We start from the raw sequence: 23,385 nt of genomic DNA on the forward strand, positions 1-23,385 counted from the left end.
CCAGATCACCGTTTGCTTTTGATGATGGTGCCCAGGCCTTGCAGATAGGCCACCAGCGCGTCCATTTCAGTCTTGCCCTTGACGGCATCCTTGGCACCGGCGATGTCTTCGTCGGTGTAAGGCACGCCCAAGGCGCGCAGGACTTCCATTTTCTTGGCGGTGTCTTTGCCGTCGAGCTTGTTTTCTACGAGGAACGGGTAGGCCGGCATCTTCGACTCAGGCACAACGTTGCGCGGGTTGTACAAGTGCGCACGCTGCCAGTCGTCGGAGTAGCGGCCGCCAACGCGGGCCAGGTCCGGGCCGGTCCGCTTCGAGCCCCACAGGAACGGGTGGTCCCAGACGCTTTCACCGGCAACCGAATAGTGGCCGTAGCGTTCGGTCTCGGCACGGAACGGACGGATCATCTGCGAGTGGCAGCCGACACAGCCGTTGGCGATGTAGATGTCGCGGCCTTCCAGTTCAAGGGCGGTACGCGGCTTCATGCCTTCGACCGGCTTGTTGGTGACATCCTGGAAGAACAGCGGAACGATCTGGGTCAGGCCGCCGATGCTCACGGCGATGACCATGAAGAAGGCCAGCAGGCCGATATTCTTCTCTACTGCTTCGTGCTTCATCAGTGAGCTCCAACTACGGCGATCTTGGCGGCGGCTTCAGCTTCAGCCGGGTCAGAGGCACGAACGGTGCGGTACACGTTGTAGGCCATGAACAGCATGCCGCTGGCGAAGAACGCGCCGCCCAGGGCACGTACGATGAAGCCAGGATGGCTGGCTTGCAGCGCTTCGACGAACGAGTAGGTCAGGGTGCCGTCGTCGTTGATCGCACGCCACATCAGGCCTTGGGTGATGCCGTTGACCCACATCGAGGCGATGTAGAGCACGGTGCCGATGGTCGCGAGCCAGAAGTGCGCGTTGATCAGGCCGGTGCTGTGCATCTGCGCACGACCGAACAGTTTCGGGATCATGTGGTAGATGGCGCCGATGGAAATCATCGCCACCCAGCCAAGGGCACCGGCGTGTACGTGGCCGATGGTCCAGTCGGTGTAGTGGCTCAGGGAGTTGACGGTCTTGATGGCCATCATCGGGCCTTCGAAGGTCGACATGCCGTAGAACGCCAGCGACACGACCAGAAAGCGCAGGATCGGGTCGGTGCGCAGCTTATGCCAGGCACCCGAGAGGGTCATCATGCCGTTGATCATGCCGCCCCAGCTTGGCGCCAGCAGGATGATCGACATCGCCATGCCCAGGGACTGCGCCCAGTCCGGCAGTGCGGTGTAGTGCAGGTGGTGCGGACCGGCCCAGATGTACAGGGTGATCAGCGCCCAGAAGTGGACGATGGACAGGCGATAGGAATAGATCGGACGCTCGGCCTGTTTCGGCACGAAGTAGTACATCATCCCCAAAAAGCCGGTGGTCAGGAAGAAACCCACGGCGTTGTGGCCGTACCACCACTGGATCATCGCGTCGGTCGCGCCCGAGTAGGCCGAGTACGACTTGAAGAAGCTGACCGGCAGGGAGGCGTGGTTGACGATGTGCAGCATGGCGGTCACGACGATGAAGGCACCGTAGAACCAGTTACCGACGTAGATGTGCTTGGTCTTGCGCTTGACGATGGTGCCAAAGAACACCAAACCGTAGGTCACCCAGACGATGGCCAGCAGGATAGCCAGGGGCCATTCCAGCTCCGCGTATTCCTTGGTGGTGGTGAAACCCATTGGCAAGGTCACGATCGCACCGACGATGACCGCTTGCCAGCCCCAGAAGGTGAAGGCGGCGAGGCTGTCGGAGATCAGTCGCGTTTGGCAGGTTCGCTGCACGACGTAGTAAGAAGTGGCAAACAACGCACAACCACCGAAGGCGAAGATCACCAGGTTGGTGTGCAGCGGGCGCAGGCGTCCAAATGTCGTCCATGGCAGATCGAAGTTCAACTCCGGCCAGACCAGTTGCGAGGCGATGAAGACACCGAGCCCCATGCCAAGGATCCCCCAGACCACCGTCATGATGGCGAACTGGCGGACTACCTTATAGTTATAAGCAGTCGGACTGATTGCTGTGCTCATTCTAAGGTTCCACGGTTTGGGTGTTTTATTAGGATAAAAATCGGTCGCAAGTATGGAGAAAGCGGGGGGTCATTGCAACGCGCCATGACCTGGGTCAATGCTTTCCAAAGCTGATTCTGCGGCCTTTCCATGTGCTGAGTAGGGACAAAATTGGCCCTCGGCAAAATGTCGCAACGAAGGAAAGAGGCGAGGGGGTCAGGTCGGTTGTAACGGGGTGTGTTCGAACACGGCGTTCGGGTGATGCCAGGCAACTGTCGCAACAGCCGGTATTCACCTGCCTTTGCGGCCTTTTTATCGAACGATTGTCGAACGCATCGGGTCGGGTCGACCTGAAACCGGCAGTCGCCAGCGCACGCAGAGGCAAGCTTAGACCTGATTCCGGGGAACCGAAAGGAAGACGATGGGAGGGGTGCGACAATGCGTCGCGCAGGGGCACGAAGCAGCCGCATCCAGATGAATGCGGCTGTTTGTGTGGTCAGGATTTATTCGCTTTTGTGTTCCGCTTGCAGGCGCTCGGTGCGGGCACCCTGGGACAGGCTGTAGACGTAAGCGGCGAGCAGTTGCACCTTGTCATTGCCCAGCAACTCATTCTGCGCCGGCATGTGGCCCTGGCGACCATGGCGAATGGTCTGCTGCAACTGGGCCAGGCTGGTGCCGTAGATGAAACCGGCCGGTTGCGTCAGGTTCGGCGCGCCCATGGCTTCAGTCCCTTGGCCGTTGGCGCCGTGGCAGGCGACGCAGGTGGTGTTGAAGGCCTGCTGGCCGGCTTGCAGATCGGCACCGCTGTCTGCCGGCAACGGCAGGCCGGCCAGGTCGTGGCGTACATACGCGGCCACGTTCTTGACCCCCGCGTCCCCCAGCACTTCGCCCCAGGCCGGCATCGCCGCCATGCGGCCGCCCATGATGGTCGCCTTGATGGTGTCGGCAGCACCGCCCCAGCGCCAGTTGCTGTCGGCCAGGTTCGGAAAGCCAAAGGCACCCTTGGCGTCCGAGCCATGGCAGACCGAGCAGTTGGAGGCGAACAGGCGACCGCCCATTTTCAGTGCCTGCGGGTCCTTGGCCACTTCTTCCACCGGCATGGCGGCGAATTTGGCGAAGATCGGTCCGAATTTGGCATCGGCCTTGGCCATTTCCTTTTCCCATTCATGGGCCCCGGTCCAGCCGTTCTCGTAGCCGGGCAGGATGCCTTTCCAGTTGCCCAGGCCCGGATACAGGACCAGGTAACCGACGGAAAACACCAGGGTGCCGGCGAACAACAGGAACCACCACTGTGGCAGCGGGTTGTCGTACTCCTCGATGCCGTCGAAGCTGTGGCCCATGGTCTGGTCGACGCTGCCCTTGGTCTCGCCCTTGCGGGTGCCGATCAGCAGCCAGGTCAGGCCGATCAGGCTGCCGATGGTCAGTACGCAGATCCACGTACTCCAGAAGGTGGTCATGGCCGGGTACTCCTTGTCGCAGGGTCTTGGGGGGTGATGTCGGCGGGCGGTTCGTCGGCGAACGGCAGCAGGCGCGCCTGGGCGAATTCCGGGCCGCGCTTGCTGCTGAATACCCACAGGGTCAGGCCGATGAAGGCGATGAACACCACGACGGTGCCCAGGCCACGGATCATTCCAGTGCTCATTTCAAAGAACATCAGGCTCACCTCTTGCTCTTGATGGCAGTGCCGAGCACTTGCAGGTAGGCCACCAGCGCGTCCATTTCGGTCTTGCCCTTGAGCGAGGCCACGCTGCCGGCGATGTCGTCGTCGGTGTACGGCACGCCGAGGGTGCGCATGGCGCGCAGCTTGCCTTCGGTGTGGCTGCTGTCCACCGCCTGGGCTACCAGCCATGGGTAGGCCGGCATTTTCGACTCGGGCACGACGTTGCGCGGGTTGTACAAGTGGGCGCGGTGCCAGTCATCGGAGTAGCGCGCGCCGACCCGTGCCAGGTCCGGCCCGGTACGCTTGGAACCCCACAGGAATGGGTGATCCCAGACGCTTTCGCCGGCGACGGAGTAGTGGCCGTAGCGCTCGGTCTCGGCGCGGAACGGACGGATCATCTGCGAGTGGCAGCCGACGCAGCCTTCACGGATGTAGATGTCGCGGCCTTCCAGTTGCAGGGCGGTGTAGGGCTTCATGCCGTCCACCGGCTTGTTGGTCACGTCCTGGAAGAACAGCGGCACGATCTGGGTCAGGCCGCCAATGCTCACGGCCAGGACCATCAGCAGCATCAGCAGGCCGACGTTTTTTTCGATTGTTTCGTGTTTCATGGTGGACTCCTCAGGCCATCTGCGCGGCAGCGGCGGCTTCGGCAGGCTGGTAGGCCCGCACGGTGCGCCAGGTGTTGTAGGCCATCAGCAGCATGCCGAGAAGGAAGATCGACCCGCCCGCCAGCCGCACGACGAAGCCTGGGTGGCTGGCCACCAGGGTTTCGACGAAGGAGTAGGTGAGCGTGCCGTCCTCGTTCACCGCGCGCCACATCAGGCCCTGGGCGATGCCGTTGACCCACATCGAGGCGATGTACAGCACCGTGCCGATGGTCGCGAGCCAGAAGTGCGCGTTGATCAGGCCGATGCTGTGCATCTGTGGCCGGCCGAAGACTTTCGGGATCATGTGGTACAGCGCACCGATGGAAATCATCGCCACCCAGCCGAGGGCACCGGCGTGTACGTGGCCGATGGTCCAGTCGGTGTAGTGGGAGAGGGCGTTGACGGTCTTGATCGCCATCATCGGACCTTCGAAGGTCGACATGCCGTAGAACGCCAGGGACACCACCAAGAAGCGCAGAATCGGGTCGCTGCGCAGCTTATGCCAGGCCCCCGACAGGGTCATCATGCCGTTGATCATGCCGCCCCAGCTTGGCGCCAGCAGGATCAGCGACATCACCATGCCCAGGGACTGCGCCCAGTCCGGCAGCGCGGTGTAGTGCAGGTGGTGCGGGCCGGCCCAGATGTACAGGGTGATCAACGCCCAGAAGTGGACGATGGACAAGCGATAGGAATACACCGGGCGCTCGGCCTGCTTGGGCACGAAGTAGTACATCATCCCCAGGAAGCCAGCAGTGAGGAAAAAGCCTACGGCGTTGTGGCCGTACCACCACTGCACCATCGCATCCGTGGCCCCGGCATACACCGAGTAGGATTTGGTGAAACTCACCGGCAGTTCCAGGTTGTTGACGATGTGCAGGATCGCCACGGTCAGGATGAACCCGCCGAAGAACCAGTTGCCGACGTAGATGTGCTTGGTGTTGCGCTTGGCCACGGTGCCGAAGAACACGATGGCGTAGGCCACCCAGACGATGGTGATCAGGATGTCGATCGGCCATTCCAGCTCGGCGTATTCCTTGGAACTGGTGTAGCCCAGGGGCAGGCTGATGGCCGCCAGCAGGATCACCAATTGCCAGCCCCAGAAGCAGAACGCGGCGATTTTTGGCGCGAACAGCTGTGTCTGGCAGGTGCGTTGCACCGAATAAAACGAGCTGGCGAACAGGGCACAGCCCCCAAAAGCGAAGATCACCGCGTTGGTGTGCAGCGGGCGCAGGCGGCCGAAGCTGGTCCAGGGCAAATCGAAGTTGAGCTGCGGCCAGACCAATTGGGCGGCGAGAAAAACCCCGAGCCCCATGCCGACGATGCCCCACACCACCGTCATAATGGCGAATTGGCGGACCACCTTGTAGTTGTAGGCGGTACTGATAGAAGTGTTCATGGTTCCCCATCCACGGTTCAGCCGAAGTGAGCGCCTGCGCAAGGCAGTGCGGCGTTCTTCGCCTGGAGTTATAGGCAGACTAAAAGCGAGGCAAGCATGGACAAACAGCACAAGGCCAGTATTGACGGGGATCAATGGGCGCGGTGCGTGGAGCAACACGGTTGGCGGTGGACGGCCGCGCAACCGGGCGCGGGCGCCGAGCCGCCAACCCTGATCCTGGCCCATGGTGCCGGTGCACCGATGGACAGCGGCTTCATGGAAGAAATGGCCGCGCGCCTTGCCGCACGGGGCGTCAACGTGTTGCGCTTCGAGTTTCCCTACATGGCCCAGCGGCGCCAGGATGGGGGTAAGCGTCCTCCAAACCCGGCACCCAAGCTGCTGGAATGCTGGCGTGAGGTGTACGCCACGGTGCGGCCTTATGTCGCTGGGCGGTTGGCCGTTGGCGGCAAGTCCATGGGCGGGCGCATGGCGAGTCTGCTGGTCGATGAGCTGGGCGCCGATGCGCTGGTGTGCCTGGGCTATCCCTTCTATGCGGTGGGCAAGCCGGAGAAACCGCGGGTCGAGCACTTGGCAGGGTTAAAGACCCGGACCTTGATCGTCCAGGGCGAGCGCGATGCCTTGGGTAACCGGGAGGCGGTGCAGGGGTATGAATTGTCACCGAGCATTGAGGTGATGTGGCTGGTGGCGGGGGATCATGACCTGAAGCCGCTGAAGGCGTCGGGGTTCAGTCATGAGCAGCATCTGGAGGCGGTGGCAGGTAAGGTGGCGGCGTTTCTTTTTCAGGATTGATAGCGCCTGTCCCGGCCTCTTCGCGAGCAAGCTCGCTCCCACACTGGATTTGTGGCGTTCACAACCCCGTTGTGGGAGCGAGCTTGCTCGCGATAGCGGTTGCTCAGGCAACAAAAAACCCGGAAGCGTTCGCTGTCCGGGTTTTCAGATTGCCCACTGAAATCAGCGGTTGAACCGCTCCACCAACGAATACTGCGAATTCGCCGTGCGGGTCAGTTCTTCGCTCAGCAGCGCCGAGCTGTGGGCCTGGCCGGAGGTCTGGTCGGCCAGTTCCGAGATGTTGCTGATGTTGCGGCTGATCTCCTCGGCCACCGAGCTTTGCTCCTCGGTGGCGGCGGCGATCTGGGTGGTCATGTCGGTGATGTGGGCCACCGCTTCGCTGATGCCCACCAATGCCTGGTCCGCTTCCATGACCCGCGCCACGCCTTCTTCGGCCTGGCGGTGGCCGGCCTCCATGGTTTGCACGGCATTGTTGGCGGTTTGCTGGAGCTTGGCGATCAGGGCATGGATCTGCCCGGTGGATTCGCTGGTGCGTTGTGCCAGTTGGCGTACTTCGTCGGCCACCACGGCAAAGCCGCGCCCCATCTCACCGGCACGGGCCGCTTCGATGGCGGCGTTGAGGGCCAGAAGGTTGGTCTGGTCGGCGATGCCTTTGATCACGTCGACCACGCCACCGATCTCGTCGCTGTCCTTGGCCAACTGAGTCACGGTGTTGCCGGTCTCGCCGACCACCACCGACAGCCGCTCGATGGCTTCGCGGGTTTCCCCGGCGATGTCGCGGCCGCGGCTGGTCAGGCGATTGGCTTCCTGGGTGGCATCGGCGGTGCGCTGCACGTGACTGGCGACTTCCTGGGTCGTTGCCGCCATCTGGTTGACGGCCGTGGCGACCTGTTCGGTTTCCACCCGCTGGCGCTCAAGGCCGCTGGAGCTGTCATGGGCCAACGTGTTGGACTGGCGAGCCTGGTCGTTAAGGTGCTCGGCGGTGTCCTGCAGGCGCGTCAGGCAGGTTTTCAGGCGCGCTTGCTGGCTGAGGATCGACATTTCCAGGCGTGCCTGGACGCCGCGGCTGTCGGTGTACATCCGGGCGATCAGGGGGTCGGAGGTGGTTTGCTCGGCCAGGCGCAGCAGGCGCTTGATCCCGCGTTGTTGCCATTGCAGGCCCATCAGCCCCAAGGGCACCGACAGCAGGGCGGCCAGGGCAAAGCCCCAGTGGGAGTTCAGGAAGGCGCCGACGACGAAACTGAGTTGGCTGACCAGGATAAACGGCAGCCAGTCCTGCAGCATCGGCAACCATTTGTCGCTGGCCGGAACCGCGGATTTGCCCTGGTTGATGCGCTGATACAGGGCTTCGGCGCGGGCGATCTGCTCGGCGGAGGGTTTGACCCGCACCGATTCATAGCCGACCACCTGATTGCCCTCGAACACGGGCGTGACATAGGCGTTGACCCAGTAATGATCACCGCTCTTGCAGCGATTCTTGACGATGCCCATCCATGGCAAGCCTTGTTTCAGCGTGTCCCACATGTGCGCGAACACAGCGGATGGGACATCGGGATGGCGCACGAGATTGTGCGGCGAACGGATCAGTTCTTCCTTCGAAAACCCACTGATTTCAACGAACGCGTCGTTGCAGTAGGTGATCACGCCCTTGGCGTCGGTGGTCGAAATCAATCGTTGCTGGGCCGGGAAGGTCCTTTCGCGTTGTGTGACGGGTTGGTTGTTACGCATGGTGTGTAGATCCGCAAGGCTTTGAAAGGTTGTCGGCGCCGTCAGGTTTTAGTTGAAGTTATTTTTGCCTGTCGCTATCACGCCAGCATCGGGTAGGTAAAGAGGGCGAAATGAAGCAGGTTGAGCAGGAAGTGCGTGGCAATCGCCGCGCCCAGGCCACCAAAACGATACGCCAGGCCGTAACCTAGCCCCGCCAGGCCCGACAGCAGCACCCATTGCCAACCCGCGCCCGCATGCACAAGGCCGAACAGCAACGAAGCCATGAGCAACGCCAGGTTGTCGCCTTGGGCCATATGTTTGAAGCGCCGACTCAGGCCCCCCTGAATGTAGCCACGAAACAGCGCTTCCTCCACGAGCGTGACCAATAAAAGATTATTAAGTACCCACATCCACGCATGGTCCGGCCATTTCGGTGCCCAGTGGATCATCCCCAGCAGCATCGCGCCGCCAAGGGCCAGCACCGCGCTCAGCGCCAGGCCCAGCGCCGTGGCCTGGACCGACAGGCGCAATGAGCGCCGGCCGACGATCCAGGGGCAGGCCAGCAACAGCCAGAAGCCGATCAGCGGCTTGTCCTGGTTCAGGTACATGGCGAAGCGTGCCGCATCATCGGTGAAGCGTTGCGCCGGGATGGCCCGGCCGTTGAAGAAGCCTGGCATCCAGTGCATCGCCAGGGCCAAGGCCATCACCAGAAACAGGACGTGCCCGAGAAACCGGCCCACCGGCATTTCCTGCTGGCGCACCGCGTAACCGGCGAACAGCAGCAGCGCCACCGAGATGAGCGCGGTCCAGGCCAGATGGCCATAGACCAGCGCCAGACCATAGCCTGTGGAAAGAAGGGCCAGGTGAAGCCAGGGTAAAGCGGGCATACAACATCCTTTTAGCGGGAAAGCTCTGGGCGAGGGCGGCCGTCGGGGCTTCGACGCCACCGTGTCGCGCAAAGAGCACATTTGTGTCCATGCAGATTCATGCGCAGGAGAGGCAGGCAGTTGACTGACGCGGTTGCGTGAGTGCCGGCGGGATTATAGGCGGGCTCATACAAAACAGCGCCTGTTAAGTAACCGTGGGAGCGAGCTTGCTCGCGATAGGGGCAGGTCAGCCAACACTGATGCTGGCTGATCCATCGCTATCGCGAGCAAGCTCGCTCCCACAGGGGATCGGGGTCGAACGCTGCGTCTGTGAGCAGCCAGAATCTATTGTGGGAGCGAGCCTGCTCGCGATGATGGCGGAGCATTCAGCACAGATGCAGGCTGATCCACCGCTATCGCGAGCAAGCTCGGCTCCCACAGGGGGGCGTGCTTAACCTGCAATCAATTGCCGCAACACATAGTGAAGAATCCCGCCCGCCTTGAAGTATTCCACTTCATTCAAGGTATCGATCCGACACAACACTTCGATCCGTTCCTGGCGGCCATCCTCGCGGGTAATCACCAGGGGCAGGTTCATCCGTGGCGTCAGTTCGACGTCATTGAGCCCGAGGATGTCCAGGGTTTCCCTGCCCGTGAGGTTCAGGCTCTTGCGGTTCTGGTCGAGCTTGAACTGCAACGGCAGCACGCCCATCCCCACCAGGTTGGAGCGATGGATGCGCTCGAAGCTTTCGGCGATCACCGCCTTGACCCCCAGCAGGTTGGTGCCCTTGGCCGCCCAGTCCCGGCTCGAGCCCGTGCCATATTCCTGGCCGGCGATCACCACCAGGGGCGTGCCCGTGGCCTGGTAGAGCATGGCGGCATCGTAGATCGGCATTCGTTCGCCACTGGGGATGTAGATCGTGTTGCCGCCTTCTTCGCCGTCGAGCATTTCGTTGCGGATGCGGATATTGGCGAAGGTGCCGCGCATCATGACTTGATGGTTGCCGCGTCGGGAGCCGTAGGAGTTGAAGTCCCGTGGCTCCACGCCCTGTTCGCGCAGGTAGCGACCGGCCGGGCTGTCGGCCTTGATGTTGCCGGCCGGGGAGATGTGGTCGGTGGTCACCGAGTCGCCCAGCAGGGCCAGGACCCGGGCGCCCTCGACGTTCCTGACGGCCGGTGGCGGCCCGTCGATGTCGTCGAAGAACGGTGGGTGCTGGATGTAGGTCGAGTCATCCTGCCAGACGTAAGTCGCCGCTTGCGGCACTTCGATGGCCTGCCATTGCTCGTCACCGGCAAACACGGCGGCGTATTCCTTGTGGAACATGCTGGTGTTGACCTGGGCCACGGCGGCGGCCACTTCCTGGCTGCTGGGCCAGATGTCCCGCAGGTACACAGGCTTGCCGTCCCGGTCGTTGCCCAGCGGCTCGCTGCTGATGTCGATGCGCACCGTGCCGGCCAGGGCATAGGCGACCACCAGCGGCGGCGAGGCCAACCAGTTGGTCTTCACCAGTGGATGCACCCGGCCTTCGAAGTTGCGGTTGCCCGACAATACCGAGGCCACGGTCAGGTCGGCTTTCTGGATGGCTTTCTCGATGGGGTCCGGCAACGGCCCGGAGTTGCCGATACAGGTCGTGCAACCATAGCCCACCAAGTCGAAACCGAGTTTATCCAGGTACTCGGTCAGGCCGGCCGCGTTGTAGTAATCGGTGACCACCTTGGAGCCCGGCGCCAGGGAACTCTTGACCCAAGGCTTGCGGACCAGGCCTTTTTCCACGGCTTTTTTCGCCAGCAGCCCGGCGGCCATCATCACGCTGGGGTTGGAGGTGTTGGTGCACGAGGTGATGGCGGCAATCACCACCGCGCCGTTTTTCAGGCGATGGGTGTGGCCTTCGAATTCGTACTCGGCTTCGCCCACCTGGTCGGCATTGCCCACCGCGACGCCACCGCCGCCTTCACTTTCCAGGCGGCCTTCTTCTTTGCTGGTGGGTTTGACCTGCAACCCCAGGAAGTCGCTGAAAGCCTGGCCGACATTCGGCAGCGAAACCCGGTCTTGAGGGCGTTTGGGCCCGGCGAGACTGGCCTCGACGCTGCCCATGTCCAGCTCCAGGGTGTCGGTGAAGACCGGCTCCTGGCCGGGCAGGCGCCACAGGCCCTGGGCCTTGCAATAGGCTTCCACCAGCTTCACGGTTTCTGCCGGACGCCCGGACAGGCGCAGGTAGTCCAGGGTCACCTCGTCCACCGGGAAGAAACCGCAGGTGGCGCCGTATTCCGGAGCCATGTTGGCGATGGTGGCGCGGTCGGCCAGGGGCAGGTCGGCCAAACCGTCGCCATAGAACTCGACGAATTTGCCCACCACACCTTTCTTGCGCAGCATCTGCGTGACGGTCAGCACCAGGTCGGTGGCGGTGATGCCTTCGCGCAGTTTGCCGATGAGTTTGAAACCGATGACCTCGGGAATCAGCATCGACACCGGTTGGCCGAGCATGGCCGCTTCCGCCTCGATCCCGCCGACGCCCCAGCCCAGTACGCCGAGGCCGTTGATCATGGTGGTGTGGGAGTCGGTGCCCACCAGGGTATCGGGGAAGGCGTAGGTGCGGCCGTCTTCTTCTTTGGTCCACACGGTGCGGCCCAGGTATTCAAGGTTGACCTGGTGGCAGATGCCGGTGCCTGGCGGCACCACGCTGAAATTGGCGAAGGCGCTCTGGCCCCAGCGCAGGAAGGCGTAGCGTTCGCCGTTGCGCTGCATTTCGATGTCGACGTTCTGCTCGAACGCCTGGCTGCTGGCGAACTTGTCCACCATCACCGAGTGGTCGATCACCAGGTCCACCGGTGACAGCGGGTTGATCCGCTGGGGATCGCCGCCGGCCTTTTCCACGGCGGCGCGCATGGCGGCCAGATCGACCACGGCGGGGACGCCGGTGAAATCCTGCATCAGTACCCGTGCCGGGCGGTATTGAATCTCGCGGTCGGAACGACGGTCCTTGAGCCACCCGGCCAGGGCCTTGAGGTCGGCACCGGTGACGGTTTTTTCATCTTCCCAGCGCAACAGGTTTTCCAGCAGCACCTTCAAGGACATGGGCAGCTTGTCCAGGTCACCCAGGCTTCGGGCGGCATCCGGCAGGCTGAAGTAGTGGTAGGTCCTGGCGTCGACTTGCAGTGTCTTAAGGGTTTTCAGGCTATCGAGGGACGGCATTGAAATCACTCCTTTGAGTCCGCACGGCTACGGACTGAGGGGGACGGACAGAGCCTTTAACCTAGCCCTGTTTTGAGCATATGACTAATCACTGGACTCTATAGCAAGGTTCGCGGTTCCGAACTCCGCTATCATGCGGCGGTTTTCGTGACAGGCTTTGCTACGGAGTTTCAATGAACACGCTTTTTATGCACTGCCGGCCAGGCTTCGAAGGCGAGGTCTGTTCCGAGATCGCCGAACACGCGGCCCGGCTCAACGTGGCCGGCTACGCCAAGGCCAAACCGGCCAGTGCCTGCGCCGAATTTGTCTGTACCGAAGAGGACGGCGCCGAGCGGCTGATGCGCGGGCAGCGTTTTGCCGAGCTGATTTTTCCGCGTCAGTGGGCGCGGGGCACGTTCATTGAATTGCCGGAAACCGACCGTATCAGCGTCATCCTGGCTCACATGTCGGCGTTCCCGACCTGCGGCAGCCTGTGGCTGGAGGTGGTCGACACCAATGACGGCAAGGAGCTGTCGAACTTCTGCAAGAAATTCGAAGGCCCGTTGCGCAAAGCGCTGGGCGGGGCCGGCAAGCTGGTGGACGACCCGCACAAGCCGCGCCTGCTGCTGACGTTCAAGAGTGGCCGCGAAGTGTTCCTGGGCCTGGCGGACGCGGATAATTCGGCGATGTGGCCGATGGGCATCCCGCGCCTGAAGTTCCCCCGGGAAGCGCCGAGTCGCTCCACGCTCAAACTCGAAGAGGCCTGGCACCATTTCATCCCTCGGGAGCAGTGGGACGAGCGCCTGCACAGTGACATGACCGGCGTGGACCTCGGTGCCGCGCCAGGCGGCTGGACCTGGCAATTGGTCAATCGTGGCATGCTGGTGACGGCCATCGACAATGGGCCGATGGCCGAAAGCCTGATGGACACCGGCCTGGTGCAACACCTGATGGCGGACGGTTTCACGTTCAAGCCCAAGCAGCCGGTGGACTGGATGGTCTGCGACATCGTCGAAAAGCCCGCGCGCAATGCGGCGATGCTGGAAGAGTGGATTGGCGAGGGCCATTGTCGCGAGGCCGTGGTCAACCTCAAGCTGCCGATGAAACAGCGTTATGCCGAGGTGAAGCGCCTGCTCGAGCGTATCGCCGATGGCTTCAAGACCCGGGGCATCAAGGTCGAGATCGGTTGCAAGCAGCTGTACCACGACCGTGAGGAAGTGACGTGCCATCTGCGGCGGTTGGACACGAAAAAGCCGAAATCCCGTTGATGCTGCCTTGAACAGCTTTTGTGGCGAGGGAGCTTGCTCCCGCCGGGTTGCGAAGCAACCCCAATCCAAAGAGCGACGACTGCTGCGCAGCCGAGCGGGAGCAAGCTCCCTCGCCACAGGGATTGATGCAGGTCTGTTAAGGGCGCCGACATTGCGCGACAATGCCGGCCAGTTTCAGGAGTAGAACATGAGTGAAATGAACGACACGCCGGTCGACGGCACGCTGGATGCCACCGGCCTCAATTGCCCGGAACCGGTGATGATGCTGCACCAGCACATTCGCGACCTGGCCCCCGGTGGCCTGCTGAAAGTCATCGCCACCGACCCCTCGACCCGCCGCGACATCCCCAAGTTTTGCGTGTTCCTGGACCACGAACTGGTGGCCCAGCAGGAAGAGGCAGGCACCTACCTCTACTGGATCCGCAAGAAACTCGCTTAATCCATCGAGCGGCTGATGCGGATCTGCTTGCGCGCGCTACGTGCCAGACGGATCGACAACATCAGTGCCGCGCAGCTCAAGCCCACGATCAGGCCTTGCCACAATCCGCTCGGGCCGCTGGCCGCGCCGAGCCAGTCGGTCAGGCCCAGGGCGTAACCCACTGGCAGGCCGATGCCCCAATAGGCGAACAGGGTCAGGATCATCGTCACCCGGGTGTCCTGGTAGCCGCGCAATGCGCCTGCCGCCGTGACCTGGATCGCATCGGAAAACTGGAACAGCGCCGCATAGACGATCAGCATCGATGCCACCTCGATCACCACCGAATCGGCGGTATAGATCGCCGCGATAGGCCCCCGCAACGCGAACATCAGGCTCGCCGACAGGCAAGCGTAGGCCAGCGCGGTGCCCATGCCCACTCCGGCGGCGAAGCGCGCTTCGCGAGGCTGCTGCCGCCCCAGGGCCTGGCCGACCCGCACGGTGACGGCCATGCCCAGGGAGTAGGGGATCATGAACACCAGGGAACTGAAGTTCAGCGCGATCTGGTGCCCGGCCACCACGGTGGCGCCGAGGCTGCCGATCAGCAGGGCGATCACCGCGAAAATACTCGACTCGGCGAACACCGCAATGCCGATCGGCAAGCCGATGCCCAGCAGGCGCTTGATGACCGCCCATTGCGGCCAGTCGAAACGGCTGAACAACCGGCTCGACTGATAGGCCGGTGCCCACCGTGCCCAACCGGCCATGCCCAGGGCCATGACCCACATCACGATGGCCGTGGCCCAGCCGCAACCGACGCCGCCCATGGCGGGCACGCCCAGGTGCCCATAGATGAAGATGTAATTGAGCGGAATGTTCAGCGCCAGCCCGCACAGCCCCAGCACCATCGCCGGTCGCGTGCGACCCAGGCCGTCGCTGAAGCAGCGCAGTACGTGATACAGCGCCACGGCCGGCAGGCCCGTGCCGATGCCCCGCAGGTATTCCATGCACGGGCCGATCAATTCGGGATCGACTTTCATGATGTGCAGGATCGGCTCGGCGCTGAACAGCGCCAGTGTCGCGATCAACCCCACCACCAGCGCCAGCCACAGCGCCTGGCGTACCAGCGGCCCGATCTCGTCGAACGTCCCGGCACCGAAGCGCTGGGCAACTTTCGGGGTGGTCGCCAGCAGGGTGCCAGTCATCAACAGGAACACCGGCACCCAGATCGAGTTGCCCAGGGCCACGGCCGCCAGGTCCCGTGGACCGACCCGACCGGCCATCACTGCATCGACGAAGCCCATGGCGGTGGTCGCCAGTTGCGCCACCATGATCGGCAAGGCCAGGGCCAGCAACGTCTTGAATTCCAGGCGTACCCGGGCCGGGCGGGAGAGGGGAGCGGGGGTGTCGATGACAGGATTCACAGGGCAAGCGTCCGAAAGGGTTAAGCGCGAGGCGGCGAATTCTACGCCTTGACGCAGTAGTCAGGAAAAAACCTGTGTTGTGGATTTGTAAGCGTTCCAGCTTTTACCCGTGGCGAGGGAGCTTGCTCCCGCTGGACTGCGCAGCAGGCCCAAGGAGACTGGCGGCTGCTGCGCACCCGAGCGGGAGCAAGCTCCCTCGCCATACCATCGTTCACTGAAGTAATGCGCTGGCCCATTGAGGCGAGGAGCGCCTACACTGCCCATCCCGCCAAAGGAGCTCTGCCATGCTGATCGTCGCCGACGAAAACATCCCCCTGCTTGATGCGTTTTTCCAAGGATTCGGCGAAATCCGCCGGGTACCGGGCCGGGGGATCGACCGGACGATGGTCGAGCACGCCGATGTATTGCTGGTGCGTTCGGTCAGCCAGGTCAATCGGGCCCTGCTGGAAGGCAGCAAGGTACGCTTCGTCGGCACTTGCACCATCGGCACCGACCACCTGGACCTGGATTATCTTGCCGAGGCGGGGATCCGCTGGGCCAGTGCACCCGGCTGCAATGCCCGTGGCGTGGTGGACTACGTGCTGGGCAGCCTGATGACCCTGGCAGAAATCGAAGGTGCGACGCTGGAACAGCGGACCTTCGGCGTGGTTGGCGCGGGCCAGGTGGGCGGGCGGTTGATCGAGGTGCTCAAGGGGCTGGGCTGGGCCGTGAAAGTCTGCGATCCGCCGCGTCAGGCCGCCGAGGGCGGCGACTATGTGAGCCTGGAGCAGATCATCGAGCAGTGCGATGTGATCAGCCTGCACACCCCGTTGACCCGCGACGGCGAGCAACCGACCTGGCACCTGTTCGACGAAACGCGCCTGAACCAGCTCAAGCCCGGGACCTGGCTGATCAATGCGGCTCGAGGGCCGGTGATCGATAACGCCGCGCTGCGCGAGGTGTTGCTGGAGCGTGAAGACCTGCAAGCGGTGCTGGATGTCTGGGAGCAGGAGCCCACCGTTGATGTGGACCTGGCCGATTTGTGCGTGATCGCTACCCCGCACATTGCCGGTTACAGCCTCGATGGTCGCCAGCGTGGCACGGCCCAGATCTACCAGGCCTTGTGCGCGTTCCTGGAGCGACCGGTTGAAGTCAGCCTCAGCGACCTGTTGCCTCGGCCGTGGCTGGGTGGCATCACCCTGGATGCCGAAACCGACCCGGCCTGGGCCTTGGCGGCGCTGTGCCGGGGCGTGTACGACCCCCGTCGCGACGACGCGGATTTTCGCCGCAGCCTGGTGGGCACCGTCGATGAGCAACGCCGCGCCTTCGATGCCTTGCGCAAGCATTATCCGCCACGGCGGGAGATCGACAGCTTGAAGGTTCATATCGAAGGGCCGTCGGCGGCTTTGCAACAGATCGTGACGGCGCTGGGTTGTGGGAGCAAAGCTTGCTCGCGATGAACGATGACGTGGTCAGGGGACCGAGGTGCCTGCATCGCGGGCAAGCCTTGCTCCCACAATCTTTCTGGCAGGCATAAAAAACCCGACATCAACGTCGGGTCCAATTGAAGACGGGCTGTATCACTTTTGTTCGGCAGGCTTGACCAGTCGTTTTTCCAGCTCGCTGCAGGCTTTCTGGATCATGTCTTCGGTGATCGGTACTTCGCGCCCTTGGGCATCGATGAACGAGCAGCCCAGAGACTGGTCCGGTTGCGTGCGGATTACTTGAATCTTGTCGTCGCTGCTGTGTTGCAAGGACATGGCCTGTCTCCTCATCAGGTTGTATGCCTACTTTAGTGTCGCCAGGTGACCGAGCCATGACACTCCTTGTAGGTTCATGGCGACACCTCCACTCAATCAGAAACACAGTTGCGTTTCCAGCCAGACTTTAGACCGATAACATCTAGCCGCTAGTCATAGTGGTCATATTTAACCTGACTCATTGCGATTCAACTTGGTTCCGCTGCGTTTCGGCGTCGCGAGCTGGCCTTTTTCCTGCTCCATTATCGGACGCCTTTGATGCTTTCTTCCCGACATCGCCGTGCCATACGCCTGGCCAGCGGCTTCATCGCCCCTTATCGCAAACAGGTCGCCGGCGCTTTGCTGGCGTTGATTGTCACCGCGGGCATTACCTTGTCCATGGGCCAAGGCATCCGCTTGCTGGTGGACCAGGGCTTCATGACCCGCTCACCGCACCTGCTCAATCAATCCATCGGCCTGTTCATGGTGCTGGTGGTGGGGCTGGCGATCGGTACCTTTGCCCGTTTCTACCTGGTGTCGTGGATCGGCGAACGGGTAGTGGCGGATATCCGGCGGCAGGTCTTCAACCATCTGGTGTACTTGCACCCCGGTTTCTACGAAAACAACCGCAGTTCGGAGATCCAGTCGCGACTGACCACCGATACAACCTTGTTGCAATCGGTGATCGGTTCGTCGCTGTCGTTGTTTTTGCGCAATGTCTTGATGGTCATTGGCGGCATCGTGCTGCTGTTCATCACCAATCCCAAACTCACCAGCATCGTGGTGATCGCATTGCCGCTGGTGCTGGCGCCGATCCTGGTCTTCGGCAGGCGGGTGCGCAGCCTGTCGCGCCAGAGCCAGGACCGCGTTGCCGACGTCGGCAGCTATGTCTCCGAAACCCTCGGCCAGATCAAGACCGTGCAGGCCTACAACCATCAGGTCCAGGACGAACAACGTTTTTCCGTGACGGTGGAGCAGGCCTTCGACACCGCTCGCAAGCGCATTGCCCAGCGGGCCTGGTTGATCACCTTGGTGATCGTGCTGGTGCTGGGGGCGGTGGGGGTGATGCTCTGGGTCGGTGGCATGGATGTGATCGCCGGGCGGATTTCCGGTGGCGAGCTGGCGGCGTTCGTGTTCTACAGCCTGATCGTCGGCAGTGCCTTCGGGACCCTGAGCGAAGTGATTGGCGAGTTGCAGCGGGCAGCCGGTGCGGCAGAGCGCATTGCCGAGCTGCTGCGTTCGGAAAACATCATCCAGCCGCCGGCTTCAGGCCTCGTGACCTTGCCGGCGCGGGTCCGCGGCGATTTGCGTCTCGAAGGCGTGCGTTTTTCCTATCCGTCCCGGCCGGACAGTTATGCGGTCGACGGCCTCGACCTGAGTATCAAGGCCGGTGAGACCCTGGCCCTGGTCGGGCCTTCCGGCGCGGGCAAGTCGACGGTCTACGATTTGCTGCTGCGTTTCTATGATCCCGTGCAAGGGCAGATACTGATCGACGATGTACCGTTGACTCGACTCGATCCGCTGGACCTGCGCCGGCATTTCGCCCTGGTTTCACAAAGCCCGGCGCTGTTTTTCGGCACGGTCGAAGAGAACATCCGCTATGGCAACCCGGAGGCGACGTCGGAGCAGGTACGCGAGGCCGCACAGATCGCCCACGCCCACGACTTCATCGAAAAAATGCCCGACGGCTACCAGACGCACCTGGGCGACGGCGGCCTCGGGTTATCCGGCGGCCAGCGCCAACGCCTGGCTATCGCCCGAGCGTTGCTCGTGGATGCCCCGATCCTGCTGCTGGACGAAGCCACCAGCGCCCTTGATGCGCAAAGCGAGCACCTGATCCAGCAAGCCTTGCCCAGCCTGATGAAAAACCGCACGACGTTGGTGATCGCCCATCGCCTGGCCACGGTGAAAAACGCCGATCGGATCGCGGTGATGGACCAGGGCAAGGTGGTTGCCGTGGGCACTCACCAGGAGCTTGTCGCCAACAATGCGCTGTATGCGCGATTGGCGGCGTTGCAGTTCAATGTGGGGGCGGAGGCAGCAACCGACTGATACCGCGTTCACAGGGGATGCTGTGTTTGATGCAGAGCCTGTGGGAGCGAGCTTGCTCGCGATAGCGGTGCGTCAGATAGCATCAAAGTGATTGCCATGCCGCCATCGCGAGCAAGCTCGCTCCCACAAGAAGAGGGCTTTGTGGGAGTGTTAATCACTGATCGTCGAAATACCGCTCATGCCAGTCCACCAGCGGTTGCGGCGAGTTGAGTTTCTGGCCGTAGATCACCGAGTATGACAACACGTTCTGCACGTATTGGCGGGTTTCGTCGAACGGGATGCTCTCGACCCAGACGTCGAAGCTCAAGTGGTCGGCGCCGCGCAGCCACTGGCGCACGCGGCCGGGGCCGGCGTTGTAGGCGGCCGAGGCCAGGACGCGGTTGCCGTTGAACTGGCTATGAACCTGGCTCAGGTAGGCCGCACCCAACTGGATGTTCTTGTCCGGGTTCAACACTTGCTGTGGCGAGGCCAGGGGAATGCTGAACTTGCGCGCGGTTTCCTTGGCGGTGCCAGGCATCAGTTGCATCAGGCCGGCGGCGCCGACGCTGGAGCGGGCATCATCCATGAATGCACTTTCCTGGCGGGTAATGGCGAACGCCCAACTTGGATGCAGGCCGCGGATCTTGGCTTCGCGCACCAGGGTCTCGCGGTGGGCCATCGGGAAACGGATGTCCAGGTCGTCCCAGTACTTGGCCTGGCTGATGGTGCGAATGGCCGGGAAATACCATTTCAGGTCGTAAGCCAGTTTAGCCTGGGCGACCATTTCGTCCCGGTTGAAATGACGGCTGACGTGATACCACTCACGGCGTCCGTCGACGATGTCGCCACGGGCATGAAATTCCAGCGCCCGGCGCACGCCAGGCGTATTGCGCACCTTGTTGATCAGCGCCTGGCTCATCACCAGTGGCTTGTTGACGAGCGAATACGGCGACTGGGATCGGTCGGCGGCCAGGAAGCCATAGAAGTCCCGCTCACGGGCCAGGTGCTTGTAGAGCGTCAGGGCTTCCGGGTTCTGCGGCTGCGCCAGTTCCAGCGTGCGGGCTTGCCAGTACCGCCAGCGGTTGGTGCTGGACAGCGACTCGGGCAGGCGACGGGTCAACTGGTAGGCATCGTCCCAGCGAGCGAGGCGCAACAGCAGGCGCAAGCGCCATTCCGAAACGGTGTCATCACGCAACTCCGGGTCGTATTTCGTCATCACGTCCAGGGCGCGGCTGTCGAAGCGCTTGGCCAGGGTCAGGCCGATCTCGCGGGCGATCGCGACTTTTTCATCCCGGGAAAAATGCATGGTGCTGGCGTAGCCATCCAGCAGCGCCATGGCTTTTTCCGGGTCCTGGCGGGCCAGGCGACGCAGGCCGAGGCTGACGATATCGGACATCGGTTCATCGGCTGGCACGAAGCGCGAGGGCTGGTTGAGCAACTCGGGCTTTTGCGCCACGTCCACCAGCAAGTTGCCACGGGGAGCGAGGGTGGTCAGGCCGCTGACCAGGCTGTTGGCCAGCGGGTAGTTGCGCGCCTGGGCGGCCAGCTTGGCGCGCTCCCAGCGCTTCTGCTCGGTCAACTGGCCCTGGGATGCCCACAGGCCGAACAACGCATCGCACGCCTGGGGTTGGGACTTGCCGGTGAGCCACAGCTTTTCGGTGTTGGCATAGCCCTCGGCCTTCAGGCCATGGCTGAGTTGGTACTGAGCGTTGAGACAGTCCAGCTCGGTGAAATTGAGCTTGGGGTCGTAATACTTGACGAAGGTCTCCCAGTCGCCGCGCTCGGTCAGCCAACGCAGCCAGCGCAGCTTCATCCAGTTGGCCTGGGGCAGGTCACCGTGCTCGGCGAGGAATTTCTCGATTTCGGCGTTGCTGGCGCTCTTGAGGCGAGCGGTCAATTCGTCGTAGGCCAGGTACGGCTCCAGCGGGTAATCGCGCAGGGCCTGGCTGTAGCGAAAGTAAGGGCCGGAATCACCCTTGGCCAAGGCACGCTTGGCCTCGTCGTAGTATTGGCGCTGAGTGGAGATATCCACCGCCTGAGCGGATTGAACGGCAGTGGCACATACAAAAAGACACGATAAAACACTGAAAAGGCGACTGCGCATGAGACGTCCGGGCAGAAAAAAACATGACAAGCCCAAGGGTTAACCCAGGGTAACTGTCTGTAGCTTAGCCTTTTGCCAGCAGCCGGCGAAAGCTTTGCGGGGCCGTCGGTGCAAGTTCGCAACATTTGTTATGCAGAGTGCTTCAGTGGCGAAATTGGCGGACCCTTGAGGCCTCATCTCAGGTAGAATGCGCGCCCGGTTTTTGGAGAAGCTCATGACCCTGCTCAAATTCAGCGATGTGTCCCTTGCGTTCGGCGCTATGCCGTTGTTGGACAAGGTGTCCTGGCAGATCGCCCGTGGTGAGCGGGTGTGCATCATCGGCCGAAACGGCACTGGCAAGTCCAGCATGATGAAGCTGGTCAAGGGCGATCAGAAGCCTGACGACGGCTCGGTCTGGCGTGCGCCAGGCCTGAAAATCGGCGAATTGCCCCAGGAACTGCCGGTGGCCGACGAGCGGACCGTGTTCGATGTGGTCGCCGAAGGCCTGGACGGTGTCGGCGCGCTGTTGGCCGAGTATCACCACCTGAGCCAGAACATCGTCACCGATGCCGACCTGGACAAGTTGATGCACGTGCAGCACGACCTTGAGGCCCGAGACGGCTGGCGCTTGCAGCAACTGGTCGACAGCACCCTGAGCCGCCTGCAACTGCCGGCCGACAAGACCCTCGCCGAGTTGTCCGGCGGTTGGCGTCGCCGCGTCCTGCTGGCCCAGGCCCTGGTCTCCGAGCCAGACCTGCTGCTGCTCGACGAACCGACCAACCACCTGGACATCGGCGCCATCGCCTGGCTTGAAGAAGCCCTGAAAGACTTCCAGGGGGCGGTGCTGTTCATCACCCACGACCGTTCCTTCCTGCAGAACCTGGCGACGCGCATCCTTGAATTGGACCGCGGCGGCCTGATCGACTGGAACGGCGACTACGCCAGCTTCCTGGTGCACAAGGAAGCGGCGTTGGCAGCGGAAGAAACCGCTAACGCGCTGTTCGATAAGAAACTGGCCCAGGAAGAAGTCTGGATTCGCCAGGGTATCAAGGCGCGTCGCACCCGCAACGAAGGCCGTGTGCGTGCGCTCAAGGCTTTGCGCATGGAGCGCAGTGAGCGTCGCGAGCGCACCGGCAAGGCCAACATTCAGTTGGACACCGCTGACAAGTCCGGCAAGCAGGTGATGGTCCTGGAGAACGTGAGTTTCGCGCACCCTGGCGGCCCGTTCCTGATCAAGGACTTTTCCATGGTGCTGCAGCGTGGCGATCGCATCGGCCTGCTGGGCGCCAACGGCACTGGCAAGACCACCTTGCTCAAGCTGATGCTCGGCGGCCTGGTGCCCACCAGCGGCAAGGTGGAAGAGGGCACGAAGATCGACGTCGCCTACTTTGACCAGTTGCGTCATCAACTGGATCTGGAAAAGACCGTGATCGACAACGTCGCCGAAGGCCGCGATTTCATCGACATCGATGGCCAGAGCCGCCATGTGCTGAGCTACCTCGGCGATTTCCTGTTCAGCCCCCAGCGTGCCCGTACGCCGGTCAAGGCATTGTCGGGTGGTGAGCGCGCCCGTCTGTTGCTGGCCAAGTTGTTCAGCAAGCCGGCGAACCTGCTGGTGCTCGACGAGCCCACCAACGACCTGGACGTGGAAACCCTGGAATTGCTGGAAGAGGTGTTGCTGACCTTCAACGGCACTGTCCTGATGGTCAGTCACGACCGGGCATTCCTCGACAACGTGGTCACCAGCACCCTGGTGTTCGAAGGCGAAGGCCTGGTTCGCGAATACGTCGGTGGCTATCAGGACTGGCTGCGCCAGGGCGGCTCGCCGCGTCTGCTGGGGGTCACCGAGAGCAAGTCCGGCAAGGCCGACCTGAATTCGGCCGTGGTCAAGGCCGAGCCTGCGCCGGTTGCCGCAGCAGCCCCGGCCCCCGCGAAGAAAAAGCTCAGCTACAAGCTGCAGCGTGAACTGGAAGCCTTGCCGGGTGATATCGACGCGAAGGAGCAGCAGATCGCAGCGGTAGAAGCCGAAATGGCCGACACCGGGTTCTACCAGCGGCCTGCTGCCGAAACCGCCAAGGTGATTGCGCACCTGGAGCAACTGCAGGCCGAACTGGATGCATTGGTCGAGCGCTGGGCCGAGCTGGACGCTTGATCCACTGACGAGAAAAATCCCT

General features: G+C 62.5%; 18 protein-coding genes. 6 read left to right on the top strand and 12 right to left on the bottom strand.

Going from position 1 to position 23,385, the window contains the following annotated elements; genetic code table 11:
- Window positions 1-5 precede the first annotated feature (5 nt).
- The 6 genes from ccoO (IB266_RS01760) to ccoN (IB266_RS01785) form a co-directional block, all read right to left on the bottom strand.
- Window positions 6-614, bottom strand: coding sequence for a cytochrome-c oxidase, cbb3-type subunit II (gene ccoO, locus IB266_RS01760; protein WP_053120680.1), 609 nt, complete (start codon window positions 612-614; stop codon window positions 6-8).
- Window positions 614-2,056, bottom strand: a complete 1,443-nt coding sequence (ccoN, locus tag IB266_RS01765) for a cytochrome-c oxidase, cbb3-type subunit I (RefSeq protein ID WP_053120682.1) — start codon at window positions 2,054-2,056, stop codon at window positions 614-616. The genes ccoO (IB266_RS01760) and ccoN (IB266_RS01765) overlap by 1 nt, the downstream gene beginning before the upstream one ends.
- Window positions 2,057-2,538: 482 nt before the next feature.
- Window positions 2,539-3,492, bottom strand: a complete 954-nt coding sequence (ccoP, locus tag IB266_RS01770) for a cytochrome-c oxidase, cbb3-type subunit III (RefSeq protein WP_103308821.1) — start codon at window positions 3,490-3,492, stop codon at window positions 2,539-2,541.
- Entirely contained in the window at window positions 3,489-3,689 is a 201-nt protein-coding gene (locus IB266_RS01775; RefSeq protein ID WP_060743060.1) for a cbb3-type cytochrome oxidase subunit 3, read from the bottom strand. Before IB266_RS01775 ends, ccoP begins: the two co-directional genes overlap by 4 nt.
- 5 nt (window positions 3,690-3,694) lie before the next feature.
- On the bottom strand, window positions 3,695-4,303 hold the full coding sequence (gene ccoO / locus IB266_RS01780; protein WP_053120686.1) for a cytochrome-c oxidase, cbb3-type subunit II: 609 nt from the start codon (window positions 4,301-4,303) through the stop codon (window positions 3,695-3,697).
- Between the two features lie 10 nt (window positions 4,304-4,313).
- Complete coding sequence (gene ccoN, locus IB266_RS01785; RefSeq protein WP_003199614.1) at window positions 4,314-5,738, bottom strand: cytochrome-c oxidase, cbb3-type subunit I; 1,425 nt, start codon at window positions 5,736-5,738, stop codon at window positions 4,314-4,316.
- A 96-nt stretch (window positions 5,739-5,834) separates the two neighbouring features.
- Here ccoN (IB266_RS01785) and IB266_RS01790 point away from each other — a divergent pair, with 96 nt between their 5' ends.
- Window positions 5,835-6,527, top strand: a complete 693-nt coding sequence (locus IB266_RS01790; protein WP_192259786.1) for an alpha/beta family hydrolase — start codon at window positions 5,835-5,837, stop codon at window positions 6,525-6,527.
- Between the two features lie 162 nt (window positions 6,528-6,689).
- Here IB266_RS01790 and IB266_RS01795 read toward each other — a convergent pair whose 3' ends face one another.
- From IB266_RS01795 to acnA, 3 genes are all read right to left on the bottom strand, one after another.
- The gene (locus tag IB266_RS01795; protein ID WP_192259788.1) at window positions 6,690-8,255 is read right to left on the bottom strand and encodes a methyl-accepting chemotaxis protein; all 1,566 of its coding nucleotides are present in this window, start codon (window positions 8,253-8,255) and stop codon (window positions 6,690-6,692) included.
- 77 nt (window positions 8,256-8,332) lie between these two features.
- On the bottom strand, window positions 8,333-9,121 hold the full coding sequence (locus IB266_RS01800; protein ID WP_192259790.1) for a CPBP family intramembrane glutamic endopeptidase: 789 nt from the start codon (window positions 9,119-9,121) through the stop codon (window positions 8,333-8,335).
- 430 nt (window positions 9,122-9,551) lie between these two features.
- A complete protein-coding gene (acnA, locus tag IB266_RS01805) occupies window positions 9,552-12,293 on the bottom strand; it encodes an aconitate hydratase AcnA (protein WP_192259792.1) in 2,742 nt (913 codons plus the stop codon).
- 173 nt (window positions 12,294-12,466) lie between these two features.
- On the opposite strand from acnA, the gene rlmM reads away from it, so the two are divergent.
- Both rlmM and tusA read left to right on the top strand, forming a co-directional pair.
- A complete protein-coding gene (gene rlmM / locus IB266_RS01810) occupies window positions 12,467-13,540 on the top strand; it encodes a 23S rRNA (cytidine(2498)-2'-O)-methyltransferase RlmM (RefSeq protein WP_192259794.1) in 1,074 nt (357 codons plus the stop codon).
- Window positions 13,541-13,727: 187 nt separating this feature from the next.
- The gene (gene tusA / locus IB266_RS01815) at window positions 13,728-13,979 is read left to right on the top strand and encodes a sulfurtransferase TusA (protein WP_003183455.1); all 252 of its coding nucleotides are present in this window, start codon (window positions 13,728-13,730) and stop codon (window positions 13,977-13,979) included.
- Here the strand turns inward: tusA and IB266_RS01820 are convergent.
- Window positions 13,976-15,379 (bottom strand): MATE family efflux transporter, encoded by a 1,404-nt coding sequence (locus IB266_RS01820; RefSeq protein ID WP_318646564.1) that lies wholly within the window; start codon window positions 15,377-15,379, stop codon window positions 13,976-13,978. The genes tusA and IB266_RS01820 overlap by 4 nt on opposite strands.
- A gap of 284 nt (window positions 15,380-15,663) precedes the next feature.
- Between IB266_RS01820 and pdxB the strand changes: the two genes are divergently transcribed.
- Window positions 15,664-16,818 (top strand): 4-phosphoerythronate dehydrogenase PdxB, encoded by a 1,155-nt coding sequence (gene pdxB / locus IB266_RS01825; RefSeq protein WP_192259796.1) that lies wholly within the window; start codon window positions 15,664-15,666, stop codon window positions 16,816-16,818.
- A 120-nt stretch (window positions 16,819-16,938) separates the two neighbouring features.
- Here the strand turns inward: pdxB and IB266_RS01830 are convergent, their stop codons facing one another.
- Complete coding sequence (locus IB266_RS01830; protein WP_003199629.1) at window positions 16,939-17,118, bottom strand: PA1571 family protein; 180 nt, start codon at window positions 17,116-17,118, stop codon at window positions 16,939-16,941.
- Window positions 17,119-17,376: 258 nt separating this feature from the next.
- Here IB266_RS01830 and IB266_RS01835 point away from each other — a divergent pair, with 258 nt between their 5' ends.
- The gene (locus IB266_RS01835) at window positions 17,377-19,149 is read left to right on the top strand and encodes an ABC transporter transmembrane domain-containing protein (RefSeq protein ID WP_192259798.1); all 1,773 of its coding nucleotides are present in this window, start codon (window positions 17,377-17,379) and stop codon (window positions 19,147-19,149) included.
- A gap of 154 nt (window positions 19,150-19,303) precedes the next feature.
- On the opposite strand, the gene IB266_RS01840 is transcribed toward IB266_RS01835, so the two are convergent.
- Entirely contained in the window at window positions 19,304-21,232 is a 1,929-nt protein-coding gene (locus tag IB266_RS01840) for a transglycosylase SLT domain-containing protein (RefSeq protein ID WP_060738417.1), read from the bottom strand.
- Window positions 21,233-21,446: 214 nt separating this feature from the next.
- On the opposite strand from IB266_RS01840, the gene IB266_RS01845 reads away from it, so the two are divergent.
- Window positions 21,447-23,363, top strand: coding sequence for an ATP-binding cassette domain-containing protein (locus tag IB266_RS01845; protein ID WP_192259800.1), 1,917 nt, complete (start codon window positions 21,447-21,449; stop codon window positions 23,361-23,363).
- The last annotated feature ends 22 nt before the right edge of the window (window positions 23,364-23,385 follow it).

This window comes from Pseudomonas sp. Pdm06, assembly GCF_014851795.1.
GTDB classification, from domain to species: domain Bacteria; phylum Pseudomonadota; class Gammaproteobacteria; order Pseudomonadales; family Pseudomonadaceae; genus Aquipseudomonas; species Aquipseudomonas fluorescens_AA.

Bases quoted from the DNA above. Each gene is read 5' to 3' on its own strand.
- tusA (WP_003183455.1), top strand. From the start codon at position 13,728: ATGAGTGAAATGAACGACACGCCGGTCGACGGCACGCTGGATGCCACC.
- IB266_RS01845 (WP_192259800.1), top strand. From the start codon at position 21,447: ATGACCCTGCTCAAATTCAGCGATGTGTCCCTTGCGTTCGGCGCTATG.
- ccoO (WP_053120680.1), bottom strand. From the start codon at position 614: ATGAAGCACGAAGCAGTAGAGAAGAATATCGGCCTGCTGGCCTTCTTC.
- IB266_RS01835 (WP_192259798.1), top strand. From the start codon at position 17,377: ATGCTTTCTTCCCGACATCGCCGTGCCATACGCCTGGCCAGCGGCTTC.
- IB266_RS01840 (WP_060738417.1), bottom strand. From the start codon at position 21,232: ATGCGCAGTCGCCTTTTCAGTGTTTTATCGTGTCTTTTTGTATGTGCC.
- pdxB (WP_192259796.1), top strand. From the start codon at position 15,664: ATGCTGATCGTCGCCGACGAAAACATCCCCCTGCTTGATGCGTTTTTC.
- ccoN (WP_053120682.1), bottom strand. From the start codon at position 2,056: ATGAGCACAGCAATCAGTCCGACTGCTTATAACTATAAGGTAGTCCGC.
- ccoO (WP_053120686.1), bottom strand. From the start codon at position 4,303: ATGAAACACGAAACAATCGAAAAAAACGTCGGCCTGCTGATGCTGCTG.
- IB266_RS01790 (WP_192259786.1), top strand. From the start codon at position 5,835: ATGGACAAACAGCACAAGGCCAGTATTGACGGGGATCAATGGGCGCGG.
- IB266_RS01795 (WP_192259788.1), bottom strand. From the start codon at position 8,255: ATGCGTAACAACCAACCCGTCACACAACGCGAAAGGACCTTCCCGGCC.
- acnA (WP_192259792.1), bottom strand. From the start codon at position 12,293: ATGCCGTCCCTCGATAGCCTGAAAACCCTTAAGACACTGCAAGTCGAC.
- rlmM (WP_192259794.1), top strand. From the start codon at position 12,467: ATGAACACGCTTTTTATGCACTGCCGGCCAGGCTTCGAAGGCGAGGTC.
- IB266_RS01830 (WP_003199629.1), bottom strand. From the start codon at position 17,118: ATGTCCTTGCAACACAGCAGCGACGACAAGATTCAAGTAATCCGCACG.
- ccoN (WP_003199614.1), bottom strand. From the start codon at position 5,738: ATGAACACTTCTATCAGTACCGCCTACAACTACAAGGTGGTCCGCCAA.
- ccoP (WP_103308821.1), bottom strand. From the start codon at position 3,492: ATGACCACCTTCTGGAGTACGTGGATCTGCGTACTGACCATCGGCAGC.
- IB266_RS01775 (WP_060743060.1), bottom strand. From the start codon at position 3,689: ATGTTCTTTGAAATGAGCACTGGAATGATCCGTGGCCTGGGCACCGTC.
- IB266_RS01800 (WP_192259790.1), bottom strand. From the start codon at position 9,121: ATGCCCGCTTTACCCTGGCTTCACCTGGCCCTTCTTTCCACAGGCTAT.